The sequence below is a fragment of the Ketobacter sp. MCCC 1A13808 genome, from assembly GCF_009746715.1.
Lineage (GTDB): Bacteria > Pseudomonadota > Gammaproteobacteria > Pseudomonadales > Ketobacteraceae > Ketobacter.
On the sequence record NZ_VRKW01000002.1, the window covers coordinates 499,007 to 512,291 of the forward strand.

Annotated in this window: 16 protein-coding genes; 9 read left to right on the forward strand and 7 right to left on the reverse strand. The window is 50.7% G+C overall.

Translation table 11 applies throughout. The features are described 5' to 3' along the window. Positions 1-5: 5 nt before the first annotated feature. The 3 genes from FT643_RS06110 (at position 6) to FT643_RS06120 (ending at position 1,901) form a co-directional block, all read left to right on the forward strand. On the forward strand, positions 6-1,115 hold the full coding sequence (locus tag FT643_RS06110) for a TIGR00266 family protein (RefSeq protein WP_156870224.1): 1,110 nt from the start codon (positions 6-8) through the stop codon (positions 1,113-1,115). A 101-nt stretch (positions 1,116-1,216) separates the two neighbouring features. Further along, on the forward strand, positions 1,217-1,579 hold the full coding sequence (locus tag FT643_RS06115; protein ID WP_156870226.1) for a hypothetical protein: 363 nt from the start codon (positions 1,217-1,219) through the stop codon (positions 1,577-1,579). Positions 1,580-1,709: 130 nt separating this feature from the next. Then, positions 1,710-1,901: a PA3496 family putative envelope integrity protein gene (locus FT643_RS06120; protein WP_156870228.1), complete on the forward strand. Its 192-nt coding sequence runs from the start codon at positions 1,710-1,712 to the stop codon at positions 1,899-1,901. A gap of 15 nt (positions 1,902-1,916) precedes the next feature. Here the strand turns inward: FT643_RS06120 and FT643_RS06125 are convergent, their stop codons facing one another. Further along, positions 1,917-2,762 carry a LysR family transcriptional regulator gene (locus FT643_RS06125; RefSeq protein WP_156870230.1) on the reverse strand — a complete coding sequence of 282 codons (846 nt, stop codon included), beginning with the start codon at positions 2,760-2,762 and terminating at the stop codon, positions 1,917-1,919. Between the two features lie 126 nt (positions 2,763-2,888). On the opposite strand from FT643_RS06125, the gene FT643_RS06130 reads away from it, so the two are divergent. The 3 genes from FT643_RS06130 to FT643_RS06140 are packed head-to-tail and all read left to right on the forward strand — an operon-like array spanning position 2,889 to position 4,929. Continuing rightward, a complete protein-coding gene (locus FT643_RS06130; RefSeq protein ID WP_156870232.1) occupies positions 2,889-3,791 on the forward strand; it encodes a DMT family transporter in 903 nt (300 codons plus the stop codon). Between the two features lie 31 nt (positions 3,792-3,822). Beyond that, positions 3,823-4,026 (forward strand): SlyX family protein, encoded by a 204-nt coding sequence (locus FT643_RS06135; RefSeq protein ID WP_156870234.1) that lies wholly within the window; start codon positions 3,823-3,825, stop codon positions 4,024-4,026. Between the two features lie 36 nt (positions 4,027-4,062). Next, positions 4,063-4,929 carry an N-acyl homoserine lactonase family protein gene (locus FT643_RS06140; protein ID WP_156870236.1) on the forward strand — a complete coding sequence of 289 codons (867 nt, stop codon included), beginning with the start codon at positions 4,063-4,065 and terminating at the stop codon, positions 4,927-4,929. A 72-nt stretch (positions 4,930-5,001) separates the two neighbouring features. Here FT643_RS06140 and FT643_RS06145 read toward each other — a convergent pair whose 3' ends face one another. Together FT643_RS06145 and FT643_RS06150 are read right to left on the reverse strand one after the other, a co-directional pair. Then, positions 5,002-5,595, reverse strand: a complete 594-nt coding sequence (locus FT643_RS06145; protein WP_156870238.1) for a CBS domain-containing protein — start codon at positions 5,593-5,595, stop codon at positions 5,002-5,004. 84 nt (positions 5,596-5,679) lie between these two features. After that, on the reverse strand, positions 5,680-6,018 hold the full coding sequence (locus tag FT643_RS06150) for a hypothetical protein (RefSeq protein ID WP_156870240.1): 339 nt from the start codon (positions 6,016-6,018) through the stop codon (positions 5,680-5,682). Positions 6,019-6,244: 226 nt separating this feature from the next. Here FT643_RS06150 and FT643_RS06155 point away from each other — a divergent pair, with 226 nt between their 5' ends. Both FT643_RS06155 and glsA read left to right on the forward strand, forming a co-directional pair. Continuing rightward, positions 6,245-8,794, forward strand: a complete 2,550-nt coding sequence (locus FT643_RS06155; RefSeq protein WP_156870242.1) for a penicillin acylase family protein — start codon at positions 6,245-6,247, stop codon at positions 8,792-8,794. 18 nt (positions 8,795-8,812) lie between these two features. Continuing rightward, the gene (gene glsA / locus FT643_RS06160; RefSeq protein ID WP_156870244.1) at positions 8,813-9,829 is read left to right on the forward strand and encodes a glutaminase A; all 1,017 of its coding nucleotides are present in this window, start codon (positions 8,813-8,815) and stop codon (positions 9,827-9,829) included. A 15-nt stretch (positions 9,830-9,844) separates the two neighbouring features. Here the strand turns inward: glsA and FT643_RS06165 are convergent, their stop codons facing one another. From FT643_RS06165 to FT643_RS06175, 3 genes are all read right to left on the reverse strand, one after another. Continuing rightward, entirely contained in the window at positions 9,845-11,020 is a 1,176-nt protein-coding gene (locus tag FT643_RS06165; protein WP_156870246.1) for a GGDEF domain-containing protein, read from the reverse strand. 81 nt (positions 11,021-11,101) lie between these two features. Beyond that, a complete protein-coding gene (locus FT643_RS06170; protein WP_156870248.1) occupies positions 11,102-12,265 on the reverse strand; it encodes a GGDEF domain-containing protein in 1,164 nt (387 codons plus the stop codon). Continuing rightward, positions 12,252-12,518, reverse strand: a complete 267-nt coding sequence (locus FT643_RS06175; RefSeq protein ID WP_156870250.1) for a hypothetical protein — start codon at positions 12,516-12,518, stop codon at positions 12,252-12,254. The genes FT643_RS06170 and FT643_RS06175 overlap by 14 nt, the downstream gene beginning before the upstream one ends. Positions 12,519-12,622: 104 nt before the next feature. Here FT643_RS06175 and cynS point away from each other — a divergent pair, with 104 nt between their 5' ends. Next, complete coding sequence (cynS, locus tag FT643_RS06180; protein WP_156870252.1) at positions 12,623-13,057, forward strand: cyanase; 435 nt, start codon at positions 12,623-12,625, stop codon at positions 13,055-13,057. A gap of 62 nt (positions 13,058-13,119) precedes the next feature. Here the strand turns inward: cynS and FT643_RS06185 are convergent, their stop codons facing one another. Further along, positions 13,120-13,269 (reverse strand): hypothetical protein, encoded by a 150-nt coding sequence (locus tag FT643_RS06185; RefSeq protein WP_156870254.1) that lies wholly within the window; start codon positions 13,267-13,269, stop codon positions 13,120-13,122. Positions 13,270-13,285: the final 16 nt, after the last annotated feature.

Consider the following 13,285-nt stretch of genomic DNA (forward strand, 5'->3'; position numbering starts at 1 on the left):
ACAATATGAGTGACACCTACAACGTGCTGCTGAGCGGAGACATCAGCCCCTACGCCGACCGCGAAGCGGTGATCATTGCCTTTGCTAAAATGGCCCATATCGACGAACAGAAAGCGCAAAGCATTTTTGCCAGCGCCCCGATTGCGATCAAAAAAAACGTCAATCAGCAAACTGCCGTCAAATTTTTACAGGCATTAGAGAAAATCGGCGCTGTTGCGACATTGGATCCTCCGCTGCCCACCACTGCAGACCCGGATTCCGGCTCTTCGACAACGACGCCTGCAGATTCTGATCCGGTTCAGGCAAGCAGTGTCAGCAAATATGCACGACCCGCCGAAGCCGCCACCACAGACACAACAGCACTTGAAGCGGCACCTGAACCGCCACCCGTTTCTGCACCAGAAAACGCGTCTGTGGGCACCAACGATATTATCCAACGCAATGGCCCCGGACTGGATTTTCAAATCGAAGGGCGACCGGATTACGCCTTCCTGACCATCCGCATCCCGGCCTTTGAAACCCTCAAAGTTGAGGCCTCCTCCATGGCCACCATGGATACCCACATTAAGATGAAAACCAAGTTGCGGGGCGGGTTCGGCCGATTCCTCAGCGGCGAATCCATCTTCATCAACGAATTCACTGCCGACGGTGGTCCCGCAGAAATCGGCATCGCGCCAGGTTCTCCCGGTGACATGATGCACCTCTATCTGGCAGACCAGACTGTCTACCTGCAAAACTCCGCCTTTGTTGCCTCCACAATGGGGGTCGCGATTGAATCCAAATGGCAGGGACTGACCAAAGGCTTCTTTTCCGGCGAAAGTCTGTTTCTGATTCGCGCCCAGGGCACCGGAGACCTCTGGTTCAATACCTACGGCGCGCTTATAGAAATCGACGTAGAAGAAGACTACGTTGTGGATACCGGCAATATTGTGGCTTTCACCGAGGGGCTGGAATACAGCATCAGTAAAGTCGGCGGCTACAAATCCCTGTTCTTTTCCGGCGAAGGTTTTGTATGCCGCTTTAAAGGTAAAGGCAAAGTCTGGATACAAACACGAGGCGTCGCGGCGTTTGCGTGGTGGGCGCACTTATACCGACCGGTCCAGAACAGAGGTTGATCGGTTAAATTTTTTAGTCGTGATGAACACTAGTTTTTGATATGTAACCACCCGACTCAACCTATACTTTGTCTATAAATTGAGCTTGAGCGTAGCGTATTATGACCATTCCGACGGCGACCAAAGTAGATTCAGATTCTTTCTATCGGGTCTTTTGCTGCTGCCTGCTGGCACTCTCACTGTGTCTTTATGCCACCAGGGCGGCGCAGGCTGACGAGCTCTCCGGTGAGGATTATGAAGAAATCTACGACGAAGGAGGCACGCAGGACACTTATCTGGATAACAGCGAACTCCAGGATGAGGCCAATGGAGACGAGATCGAGCCGACCCTGGATCCGGATCAGGCCGAAATGGTGCGCGAAGCCAAAGCGTCCTGTACTCAGTGGGCGTCGGAATCCGGGCTCGATGAAGAAGACAAGCAAGCCTTTATTGATGATTGCGTTTACAGTCAGACCGGTTATTGACGCTCCGCTCGGCACTCGGTTCCATCAACAAACTCTTGATATCAGATCAAAAATTTTTTGCTATCCCTAATGCTTCCGCCTGACTTTTAATGCGCATGTCTGATAGTCCGATGCAAAGGCGAGGTAAAGCATGAGCAAATCAGCATCCCATATCGATTGGGACGACGAACCGGAAGATGATAACGACACTCTGACCACCAGCAGCAATGATAATTTGAGCCGCAAACAACGGCTGGAAGTACGCAGAAAGCTGGAAGACCGCATGGAAATGAAACGTCTGCGGGAAGAAATCGGTGATCTGGAAGAACTCTGGCTGGATTGAACGCAGTTCGATTCGTCAAAGAACCAAGGGTTGCAGCAACGACAGAATATCCTGGATAATTTTCAACCTATCGCTGGCTGAACGGTAAACCGCGTACAGCGGGCGAGAAAAAGTCGGCACACCTGCGATGGTATGCAGCAAGCGCGGGTGTTGCTGGTCTAATACACTGTGTGGCAAATAGGCCGCCCCCTCGGAACGCAGTAAATAATCCAGCGCAATAGCCCCCATATTGGTATGCAGTACCGGCTTGGGTAAGTCGCCAAAGCGCTTGGCATGAAACATCTCGAACGACACCCCCCAGTCGACGTAAACATAGCCGGAAACAAATGCTGACCGGGCATTCAGCTTGTTATCAGTGCTTACCAGCACCAATTTAATCTGGCCAACTTTATCAGAATTGAAATCCGGCAGCGTGGGCGGCTCCAGCATAAACGCCAGATCCAGCGTCCGCTCCGTGAGCATTCGGGATAGCACTTCCGCCGGATGCGAAACAGCACGAATCGCCACCCTGGAAGACATCTGAAACAATCGCGAGAACTGGTTCGGTAGCCCGAAATGCCAGAGACTGTGCGTGGTGCCTACGTTGATTTGCTGATCCTGTTCAGTCTTAAAAATGACGTCCTGCTTGGCACGCGACCACGACAACAACATGGTTTGCGCGTGGGGCACCAGGCGCTCACCTTCCAGGGTCAGCTGGATATTATTGCGGGTGCGCACAAACAGCTCGGCCCCCAAAATCTGTTCCAGCTGACGAACCCTTGCGCTTACCGCGGCCGGTGTTAAATACAGATTATCTGCGGCCCGGCCAAAATGCCGGGTTTTGTTCACTTCCAAAAAGGTTTTCAGTAAATCGATGTCCATTAAGGGCCGCCTGCACTGCGATGTTCCGGAGCTTAGGCCAAGGGCGGGTTGCAAATCAAGCAACAAAGCACAGCCGGTTATGCTAACGTTACCCGGCCCGACACCGCCGCTACGCAAACCCAGACTATGAAAACCGATAAGACACTGATTTCTGATTTATTGCTGATCCTGGTAACCCTGCTGGCCGCAGCCGGGTGGATCTTTTCCAAAGAAGCATTACAGGGCATCGCCCCCCTATCGTTCCTGGGCATCCGATTTCTGTTGGCAGGCCTCCTGCTGAGCCTGTTCTGCCTCCCCTTGCTACGATCCCTGACCGCAGCGCAGTGGCGTCAGGCTATCGCCATTGGGGGACTATTCGCGGTCGCCCTGATGATCTGGGTACTGGGCTTGTTCCACTGCACCCACATTGGTGAAGGCGCGTTTATAACCAGCCTGGGCGTTGTGATGGTGCCGGTGTTTGCAGCGCTCTTTTTCAAGGAAAGCCCAGGCTTCAGCACCTGGATTGCCTTACCGGTCGCGATCATCGGGCTGGCTTGCCTGTCCCTTAACAAATCCCTTTCCGGTGACGGCTTTCATTTTGAGATGGGGCAATGGTTATTTGTCGTTGCGGCACTGATCTTTGCGGTGCAATTCAACCTGATCAGCAAAGTGGTGGCCAATATACCCGCCTTCGCACTCACCGCCATACAACTCACCAGTGTTGGTCTAGTTTCGTTGCTGGTATCCTTCTTCTTTGAAGACTGGCCGCCCAGCATCAGCAACCTAACCTGGGGCTGGATTCTGGCCAGTGTGGTCATCGCCAGTGCGGCTCGTTTTCTAGTGCAGACTTTTGCCCAGTCCATGGCCAGCGCCAGCCACGCCGCCGTAATATTAATTCTTGAGCCGATCTGGACGACCGTCGCTGCTGCTTTCTGGTTTTCAGAAACCATGAACGGGCTACAATTGCTGGGCTGCTCGCTTATTTTTCTTGCACTGCTGATTAATCGCTGGCGTGCCGTGCAGCAGTTTATTAAATCGATGCTGAAATGAATTTGATTGATACTTTTATTGAAGAAGCTTTATGACTGACGAAAAAATCATAGATATACAAACCCGGCTTGCATTTCAGGATGATACTATCCAGGAACTGAATGACGTCATTTACCGGCAGCAGCAGCAAATCGATAAGCTGGAAAAAACCGTGCACCTGCTGCTGGGAAAAGTTCAGGACCTGATGTCCAGCTCATCAGAAGAAATAATTGATGAAAAGCCTCCCCATTACTAGTTCGTTTTTCCGTAGCGAAATGAAAGGAAGTTGAAGATGAATAAAAAACTGTGGCTCAACACCATACTGGCCGCCAACATGCTTGGCCTCAGCGCCTGCGCAACCCTGACCGAACAAGCAGAAGAAGTTGAGACCGTACAACCGTTAACACTTTTTGTGTTCGAGTGCGGAAACATCGTCACTAACGATGTTTCTATTTTTTCTCCGGGGATTGGTGTGGGCGAAGAAAAAAAGCTTACCGACAGTTGCTATCTAATCCGCCATGCCAAAGGCGATCTGATATGGGATACCGGGTTACCGGATCAGATTGGCGAGAAAGGCATTGATGTATTTGACGGCAAATTTCACATGAGTGTCTCGCACCCCTTCAGCGAACAACTCGCCGAAATCGGAGTGGATCCGGCCACCATAAAACACTTGGCTATTTCTCACTTTCATTCTGATCACACCGGCAACGCAAACCTGTTTAAAAACGCCGAATTGCTAATTCAAAAAGAAGAGTTTGATGCCGCATTCGGGGCGGACCCCAAAAGTTTCGGGTTTAACCCCGACAGCTACAGTGAGCTCAATCGCGACAACATCAAAGTGCTGCAAGACGATTACGATGTGTTCGGCGATGGCACAGTGGTAATAAAAAGAGCACCGGGCCACACCCCCGGACATCAGATGCTGTATCTGAATCTGGATCAGACCGGTCCGGTGCTATTGTCCGGCGATCTGTACCACTTCACCAGCAACCGCGAGCACCAGCGCGTCCCCTCCTTTAATTTTAGCAAGGAGCAAACGCTGGAAAGCATGCAGATCATGGAAGCGTTTGCTACCGAACACCAGGCGCAGGTCTGGATTCAGCATGACAAAGAACAAAACGAAACAATGCGACATTCCCCAGAGTTTTATCAATAAGCATCGCAGGGGTACTAAAAATGCCCGGAGCCAGCAGGCCCGGGCATTTTTTATGCTCTATTCAGAAAACAGCTACACCCTCTGGTAATGGCCGTTGATCACCTGCGCAATCTCAGCAACCGATCCAGCGTGCAGCGGAGACGGTAAGCGTAACGGTAACAGCGAATTAATGTTTTTAAGGCTGAATATGCCGCAGACAGTTTCACCGTCATCGTCTGTAACTAATAACGACGTTACGGACAACCGCTTCAAAGTCGATATGATGTCTCCGACACTGGCTTTGCGCGCCCTTGCCAATGATATACCGGGCAAACTGCCCAGCGGTATCATCAACTCTCTGGCGGTTTGTTCACGCAGGCTATTCTGACATTCATACGCCTTAATCATTGAGCGCGGTCCGACTACATCTTCCAGAAACAATATGCCGGTCAACTTGCCGGTTTTGTCTTCCACTAAAGAAAAGTGGCGATGGGTTCCCAAAAACAATTCCCTGAGATGAACATAGTCGATGTCTTCGGGCACCAACAACGGGCTGATCAGGGAAAAATCCTCGAACGCTTCGATGGCGGGTGAATTAACAGAAAGATCGGCGGGTGCCAGGGTTTGACACAGGGTGGCTTTTCTTTTCAATACAGTGGTTTCTAAAACCTGATAATGGCTACTCATTGTTATCTCCTAAAACTATAAATCAGATCACCGCCCGCACAGCGTGCGGCGAACATTCGATTAAGCGGGTAAGTTCAGAATGAATTAACTATGAGCGACCGGAGGGCCTTGGGTAGTGCGGGGTTGTAATTGATAACGATTGAAAAATGTAACAGCAGGCGCTTCGACTTTGTAAGCCAGCGGCTGATACTGGGCGCCCTGTTGGGCAGCGGAGTTGACGGCGGGATGGGCGTCTTCGCCGGTTTGGTCTTTAACATCCAGCTCGACGAATAACGCCGGGGGTAATGTTGCAACCAGGGAGTGGTGCTGATTGCTCAGCGCTGTCAAATCCTGGTGATTTTCCGGCGACAGCAAACGTGCGTCTGCCAAAACCAGCAGCAGCAAAAACGAAATGCTTAGAGACTTTCTAATCGCGGAAATCAAACTCAGTTCCTGACATCAAAAACAGTGAGACTGTCAGTATTGCTCATAATTCCCTGTTTTAGCAAGCGACATAAACGAAATCCACTGTACGCCCGGTAAATCCCTGTTTTCTCTCACTTATAGAGCTAGGTTGTTTAACTCGATACCGGATCACGATATAAAGAACCCCAAAAAAGCACCAAAAAATAGCCTGACAACTCAAACAATCAAAAGAGGAATAACGACAATGAGACGGAGCTCACATTTACAGACAGCAAACGCCTTACAACGCATAGGGATGATTTCAATTTTCTGTGCCCTGGTGAGCGGTTGCCCCGAACAGGAGCCAACTGCCACTCTGCAGGCGTTTGATAACGACCGGATACTGGAAGCGAATATCCGGCGAACCGATTTCGGTGTTCCCCATATCCGGGCAGACAATCTGGAAAGCCTCTCGTTCGGAGTGGGTTATGCATTCGCGGAGGATAACGCCTGTATGCTGGCGGATATTATCACCCTGTATAACAGCCGCCGCTCACAATATTATGGGCCCGATGACATCGCCGGTTCCGGTGACAGCAAGAACCTGATTACCGATTTCAGTTATCTGGCATTGGGAATCCGTGAACAAGCGGAGCGGGATTACCACACGCTATCCGATAACACGAAAGCGATGATCTCAGGCTACTCCCAAGGCTTCAATCACTATCTGGACAACACCGGGCATGCCAATCTGGACCCTCATTGCGCAAACCAGCCCTGGGTGCAGCCCATATCCGACCTGGACATGCTAACGGCGCTACTGGGCACCGCGCTCATGCCCGGCTCCGGCCAGTTCACCGCCCCTCTGTTCCTGGCAGCGCCCCCGGGGCAGGATTTCGCGCCGACCCCTGCTTCACCAGCGCTATCGGCCACCGCCAAGGCTTCCGTTCCTTTCAGAAACGGCCTGACCATGCCCGCACAATTGGCTGCCGTGCCCCGCCACCTTGGCAGCGGGCTGGGCTCCAATGCCTGGGCCCTGGGCAGCAACAAAACCGAAAGCGGGAAAGGCTTACTACTGGGAAACCCGCATTTCCCCTTCACCGGCATACTGCGTTTCTGGCAATTCCATTCCACTATACCGGGCGTCATGGACGTGATGGGCAGTTCATTGCATGGCACACCCGGCATCGTCAATATTGGTTTTAATAAAGACCTGGCCTGGTCCCACACGTTCTCCACCGCAGAGCATTTCATCGTGTACCAGCTTGACTTGGCCCCAGATGATGCCAGCGGCATGACCTATATCGTCGATGGTAAACGTCGCCAAATTGAAGAAAAAACGTTGACACTGGAGGTAGCCGTGGCCCCCGGCGTCACACAGCCATTCACCAAAAAAGTGTATTACAGCCGCTTTGGACCGATGATCTCCGTGGCACAGGCATTACCCTGGGGCGATGACGGCAATGGCGGCTTTGTCGCTTACAGTATCAAGGATGTCAATCAAGGCAACCTGGATATCGTCGACCACTGGCTGGCCATGAATCTGGCCTCCGATATGAAATCGTTCAAACAGGCATTCAAGCAATACGACGGGGTCCTGTTTAACAACACTTTGGCCGTCGATAAAGCTGGCCACAGCTTTTATATTGACGATTCCACTGTTCCAAACCTGAATCTGATCGCAGAATTGGTTTTGCGTTACACCCCGGCGCTACGCACTGCCCGTGAACTCCTGGGCTTTAGTATCTTGCCCGGAAACTCAATCCTGTTTGATTTTCAGGGTGCCGTTCCCTACAGACAGGCACCCAAACTCAGCAGTCAGAGCGTTGTACAAAATTCCAATGACAGCTATTGGCTAACCCAGCCCGATAGGCCCATGAAAAGCCACTCCATCCTGTATGGTGAAACCCGGGCAGAGCAATCCCTGCGGTCACGCCTGTCACAGCAGATGTTACGTGACAGCGCCGGTGATGACGGTCTGTTTAATGCCGAGGAAGTGGAAGCCGCGCTTTGGAGTGCGCGCTCGTATTTGGCGGAAGAAATTCTGCAGGATTTAGTGAGTCTATGCAGCGCACAAGGCGATACCCCGGTGGCAGTTGAAATAGTGGAAGATGAGAATACCACGCAGACAGAGGTAGATATTGCTCACGCCTGCCAAACCCTTGCCGCTTGGGACGGCTACTACTTCAAATCCAGCCAGGGCGCACACCTGTTCCGGGAGTTTGCACAACAGTTCATCGCAGACCCGCAGTGGCAGGTGCCTTTTGATGCTACCGACCCAACCCGAACCCCGCACACGCTTTTAGCCAACGATGCCGTCTTACAGCAATTAGCTAAAGCGGTACTGGTTTTACAGCAAGCCGGAGTTGCAGTGGACGCCACCCTGGGCGATATACAGTTTGTTGAATTCACCAACACGGATGGCACACCGTCCGGCGTTCGGTTTCCCTGGGAAGGTGGCAGCAATATTGATGGCGGGTTTAATGTATTTCATTTCAACGGAAAAAATAGCAGTGCACGAATACCAAGCCACCACTATGAGCCACTGCCCGGGTCCCAAATTAGTGCAGAAGCGAAGGGATATCATGTTAGCCAAGGATCAAGCTGGATCATGATAGTCGATTTCAGTAATAATGAGCCTCAAGCGAAAGGATTGCTGACTTACTCACAATCCATTGATCCAAGCTCTGAACACAGCGACGATCAAACCAAGCTGTATTCGCGAGGACCCGGTCTACGCCCTCTGTTTTTCACCGAGGGCGAAATCAGTGCCCATACGTTATCGGAAACAACGTTAACGCTGGACCTAAATTGACGAACAGGAATCCGCAATATGATCAGAATCAAACAGAGTATCGCCCTGGCTTTTTCTTTAGTGCTGCTGCTAAATACCGTTCATGTTTCTGCCGACCCGCTTACCAAAGACAACATCAACAAAGCGTTAAAAACCGCTTTTGATAAATACAAGGGCTTGCAGGAAGGGAAAAATGCCGACTATATACCGGCACTGGCGAAAGTCGATTCTTCCATTTACGGCATCGCGCTGATTACCACCGACGGAAAAGTCTACACGGTCGGCGATATCAAATCCGAAGTATCAATACAGTCCATTTCAAAAGTTTTTACCCTGGCCATGGTAATGGATCAATCCGGAACCCGGGCCATTTTTGATAATATGGGGGTAGACGCAACCGGGCAGGTGTTCAATTCCATTGTCGCCATTGAACAATATCAGGGTGCAGAAATGAATCCGTTGGTCAATGCTGGTGCTATCACCACAACCAGCCTGGTCGATGGGAAAACCTACGATGAGATCTGGGGCAAGATTGAAAAAAAATACAATGAATTTGCCGGCCGTGATTTAAAGGTTCTGGATGACGTCTATCAATCCGAAGCCGAAACCAATCAACGCAACCGCGCCATTGCCTGGCTAATGTCTGCCTATGGTCATATCAAAACCGATCCGCTGCGGGCAACGGATATTTATACCCGCCAGTGTTCGGTGGGTGTGAATGCGAAAGACCTGGCGATGATGGCGGCGACATTGGCCAACGCAGGCAAGAACCCGGTCACTGGAAAACAAGTCACTAAAGCGGAGAATGTGCCGGAAGTATTAGCCGTGATGGCCACAGCCGGACTCTATGACGACGCCGGAAAATGGCTGTATAAAACCGGTTTACCTGCAAAAAGTGGGGTCGGTGGTGGCCTCATCGCGGTGTCACCGGGCAAATTCGGTATTGCTGTTATCTCTCCGCCACTGGATGTGGCAGGCAACAGTGTCCGAGCACAAAACGCCATCGCGGATATTTCCAACGCTCTGGGTGGCAATCCCTACGACGTCAGCAAATAAGGCGTATTTGATAAATCAGGAAACCAGATCGACACTCACGATCTGGTTTCTGCCCTGATGTTTGGCCAGGTACAATGCCTTGTCGACCCGCCTGAGTAATTCATCGACCTGCATGTGAACATTCCCTTCGTTACAGATCAAACCAAAACTACCGGTCAATTTTATTTGTCCTCCGTTGGATAACACCACATTGGTTTTTTCCAATTGCTGTCGGCACCGCTCCGCAATGTACTTTGCTCCTTCAAGATTCGTGCCGGGCAGGATAATCAGAAATTCCTCTCCCCCGTAACGGCCCACCCGGTCATTCTGTCGCAGACACTTCTGCAATGCATCCGCTGCTGCAATTAACGCATAGTCGCCTGCCTCATGCCCTTTTTCGTCATTGATCAGCTTGAAATGATCCAAATCCACCATCAGCAACGACATCACCGGACCCTTGTTACGGCTACGAAACTGCTCTTGTTCCAGATGCAATAAAATACTGCGCCGGTTAAACAAACCGGTTAACGGGTCAGTTACGCTAAGGTGTCGTACTTTTTCTTCCCGGTCACGCCAACGTCGCAGCACCAGGTAGGATATCGATATTAGTACGATCATGTACGGCAGAGTAAAGAAGTACATCTGGAACACCTTGAAAGGAGTCGGTGCATTGCCCCATTCCGTGTTCGCATCAAACATCGGAGCATAGCCCCAGAAGTTGCATGCAGATCCCAATGACAATATCACCTGTATTGCCAGGGAAAGCAGCAGTGCCAACACCACTGCTTTACGGTTAAAAAAGATAAATCCCACTACCGGAGCACCCACTAACACCGCCCCCACCGGCAACGATAAGGTACCGATCTGAAAACTGAAATAGCTAAGTGAGAGGCCAAAATACAAGGTTGCCCCATACTCATATAAATAGGAATCACCGAACATTTTATTCAATATGGGCGGCAGTATCGTGAGAAAAAAAGAACACAGGGAAAGGGCGTAGAAATAGGGTAGCTGGGCTATGACGTGCTCCGTATCCAGCCAATAGACCGATTCGTTAAAACGCAATAACAATTCACCCCACAGCGCGTACTGCAAATACATCAGGCAGGTAAGTGCGCCTAATAACATCGCTTTCGCACTGGATGTCCATTCGAGCGGATTACCGATCAAACGATTTAATCGTTTTAACACCCGCGATATGGATACCAACATAACTTAGCCCCGATACACTCGCCCCAATACACTAAGTCAAAGTCACCCGTCTCTCAGTCCGGGTGACTTAACATAACCCTTTCAATTTTCTGCTCCCGCGGCAACCACCAACCTGTTGCGGCCGGTATGCTTCGCCTGGTACAACGCATTATCTGCCTGTTTTATCAATTCACTCGTCGTGGTTTTTGATTTGTGAGAATAGCCACTCATACCAATACTGGCAGACAGCGCAACTTCCACCTGATTGTCGCACTGAATCCGGACTGCCCCAATTGCCATCCGGATCCGTTCTGCAAGCGGATGGGCTTGCGTTTCATTTAAGCCCGGTAACAGCACCAAAAATTCCTCGCCGCCATAACGTCCGGCAAAATCATTGATCCTGATGGATTCTTTCAATGCTTTGGCAGCGGCAATCAATGCTTGGTCGCCCACGTCATGCCCCCAACGATCATTAATTTGTTTGAAATAATCCAGATCCACCATCAGAACCGACAATGGTAACTTATTTTTTTCGCTATGGCGCTTTACCCGTTCCAGATAATCCAGAATACAACGCCGATTCATTAGGTCAGTTAACGCATCGGTCCGACTAAGCCGATTGACTTCCTCTTCCCGTACCCGCCAACGTTGCAGCACGTATCCCGCCAAGCCAAACATAAAAAATAAATGCGGTGCTGCCAGACTGCAATAGGCCGCCAGCCAGAACATGCTAAGCTGGCCATTTGACTGGTATAAATTGGCAGCGATCGGCGCATACCCGAACACCTCCTGGGTGGACAGGTAACTCACCACAAGAATAATCACGATACTATTGATAAAGGCCAAAGCCACCGCCGAGCGGTGAAAGAAAATAAAACCAACAACCGGTGCACCCGCCATAACGACCCCCACCGGCAACGACATCAGACCGATGGTATAGCCATAAAAAATATGGGTCAGGGAAAAATACTGGGCAGCAAAATGCTCGTAAAGATAACCATCCGGCCAACGCAGCTGTACTAATTTCAAGGCAGCAAGTACCACCAGCGAAAACCCCAGCAACCCGCCCACATAAGGAAAATAATGAGCGACCTGTTGTGGGTCAAAATACATTTGAAATTCAGCTACGGCAGGCACACCCCAGAGCCACAGAAAATAGATCCCCTGCTGCAGGAAATAAATCCACAACAGTACATTGGCTTTCCTCGCCGAGTTCCATTCAAGTGGATTTCCAAATCGTTTATAAAGCTGGTTACCTAGATTCATTAGTTTTATTCTTGTACTGCTTGTCGATGCCCGTCGTCGTCAAAAAGAGCATCTGGTGTTTACTTTTTACTCTGATTGTTCGCTCGCAGCTATTAGAGATTGGTGAGCTTGTATTACGTTTGGTTAAAATCACGCCAATGATACGACGGCTAATCCAGTTTGTGATGCCAGAGCCGCCGTCTCCGGCGCTGGTCAGGGTTGGCACAAACCCTGCCTTCACTTCGTGGCCCCCCGCATCAACGAAAGAAGCCATTCTTTCACGGGCTTATGTGCCATTTTGGTGCAACCGTATCAGAGGTAGGCGCGGTTCGCGAGCGCCTGCCCTCACATCCTTTCTCATTCGACCGGAGACCCCCTATGAATAACCTCAGCAACACCATCATTGTCGCTAAAGAAAGTAAGCAAATGACCTGGCAAGCCATTGCCGATGCCCTTGAAATGTCCACCGTGTGGACCACTTCGGCCTGTTTAGGCATGAACAGTATGCCGAAGGACAAAGCCGAAGCACTCTGCTCCTTGTTGGAACTGGGGCCCGAGGTATGTGCAGCATTGCAAAAATACCCCACTAAAGTTTGGCAGCAAACGGTGCCTACGGACCCTTTGATCTATCGCTTCTATGAAATTATGGGCGTGTACGGCGACACGCTGAAAGAGGTTATCCAGGAAAAATTTGGTGACGGCATCATGAGCGCCATTGATTTTAATATGGAAGTAGAGAAAGAAGAAAATCCCAACGGAGACCGCGTGGTAGTGACCATGAATGGTAAATTTCTAAAATACAAATCCTGGTAAGCATTTTCCTAATTAACCGCCTGCCCCGGAGCGCACGCGCCCCGCAACGTGAACACTCCGGACTAGGCATCGCGAGCTACGTCGTGCCCATGGAGATCATCGGTACTGACCGCCGACGGGTTTGAACCAACACCGAAGGCATGACCCGCATCGGGGCGGACAATTTCTTCGGCTACCCGCCAACCAAAGGCACCGATGGTTATGAGGGTCATGAGTTTACTGCGGTCA

Coding starts and splice junctions, on each gene's coding strand:
- FT643_RS06110 (WP_156870224.1), top strand. CDS start 6: ATGAGTGACACCTACAACGTGCTGCTGAGCGGAGACATCAGCCCCTAC.
- FT643_RS06115 (WP_156870226.1), top strand. CDS start 1,217: ATGACCATTCCGACGGCGACCAAAGTAGATTCAGATTCTTTCTATCGG.
- FT643_RS06120 (WP_156870228.1), top strand. CDS start 1,710: ATGAGCAAATCAGCATCCCATATCGATTGGGACGACGAACCGGAAGAT.
- FT643_RS06125 (WP_156870230.1), bottom strand. CDS start 2,762: ATGGACATCGATTTACTGAAAACCTTTTTGGAAGTGAACAAAACCCGG.
- FT643_RS06130 (WP_156870232.1), top strand. CDS start 2,889: ATGAAAACCGATAAGACACTGATTTCTGATTTATTGCTGATCCTGGTA.
- FT643_RS06135 (WP_156870234.1), top strand. CDS start 3,823: ATGACTGACGAAAAAATCATAGATATACAAACCCGGCTTGCATTTCAG.
- FT643_RS06140 (WP_156870236.1), top strand. CDS start 4,063: ATGAATAAAAAACTGTGGCTCAACACCATACTGGCCGCCAACATGCTT.
- FT643_RS06145 (WP_156870238.1), bottom strand. CDS start 5,595: ATGAGTAGCCATTATCAGGTTTTAGAAACCACTGTATTGAAAAGAAAA.
- FT643_RS06155 (WP_156870242.1), top strand. CDS start 6,245: ATGAGACGGAGCTCACATTTACAGACAGCAAACGCCTTACAACGCATA.
- glsA (WP_156870244.1), top strand. CDS start 8,813: ATGATCAGAATCAAACAGAGTATCGCCCTGGCTTTTTCTTTAGTGCTG.
- FT643_RS06165 (WP_156870246.1), bottom strand. CDS start 11,020: ATGTTGGTATCCATATCGCGGGTGTTAAAACGATTAAATCGTTTGATC.
- FT643_RS06170 (WP_156870248.1), bottom strand. CDS start 12,265: ATGAATCTAGGTAACCAGCTTTATAAACGATTTGGAAATCCACTTGAA.
- FT643_RS06175 (WP_156870250.1), bottom strand. CDS start 12,518: ATGGCTTCTTTCGTTGATGCGGGGGGCCACGAAGTGAAGGCAGGGTTT.
- cynS (WP_156870252.1), top strand. CDS start 12,623: ATGAATAACCTCAGCAACACCATCATTGTCGCTAAAGAAAGTAAGCAA.
- FT643_RS06185 (WP_156870254.1), bottom strand. CDS start 13,269: ATGACCCTCATAACCATCGGTGCCTTTGGTTGGCGGGTAGCCGAAGAA.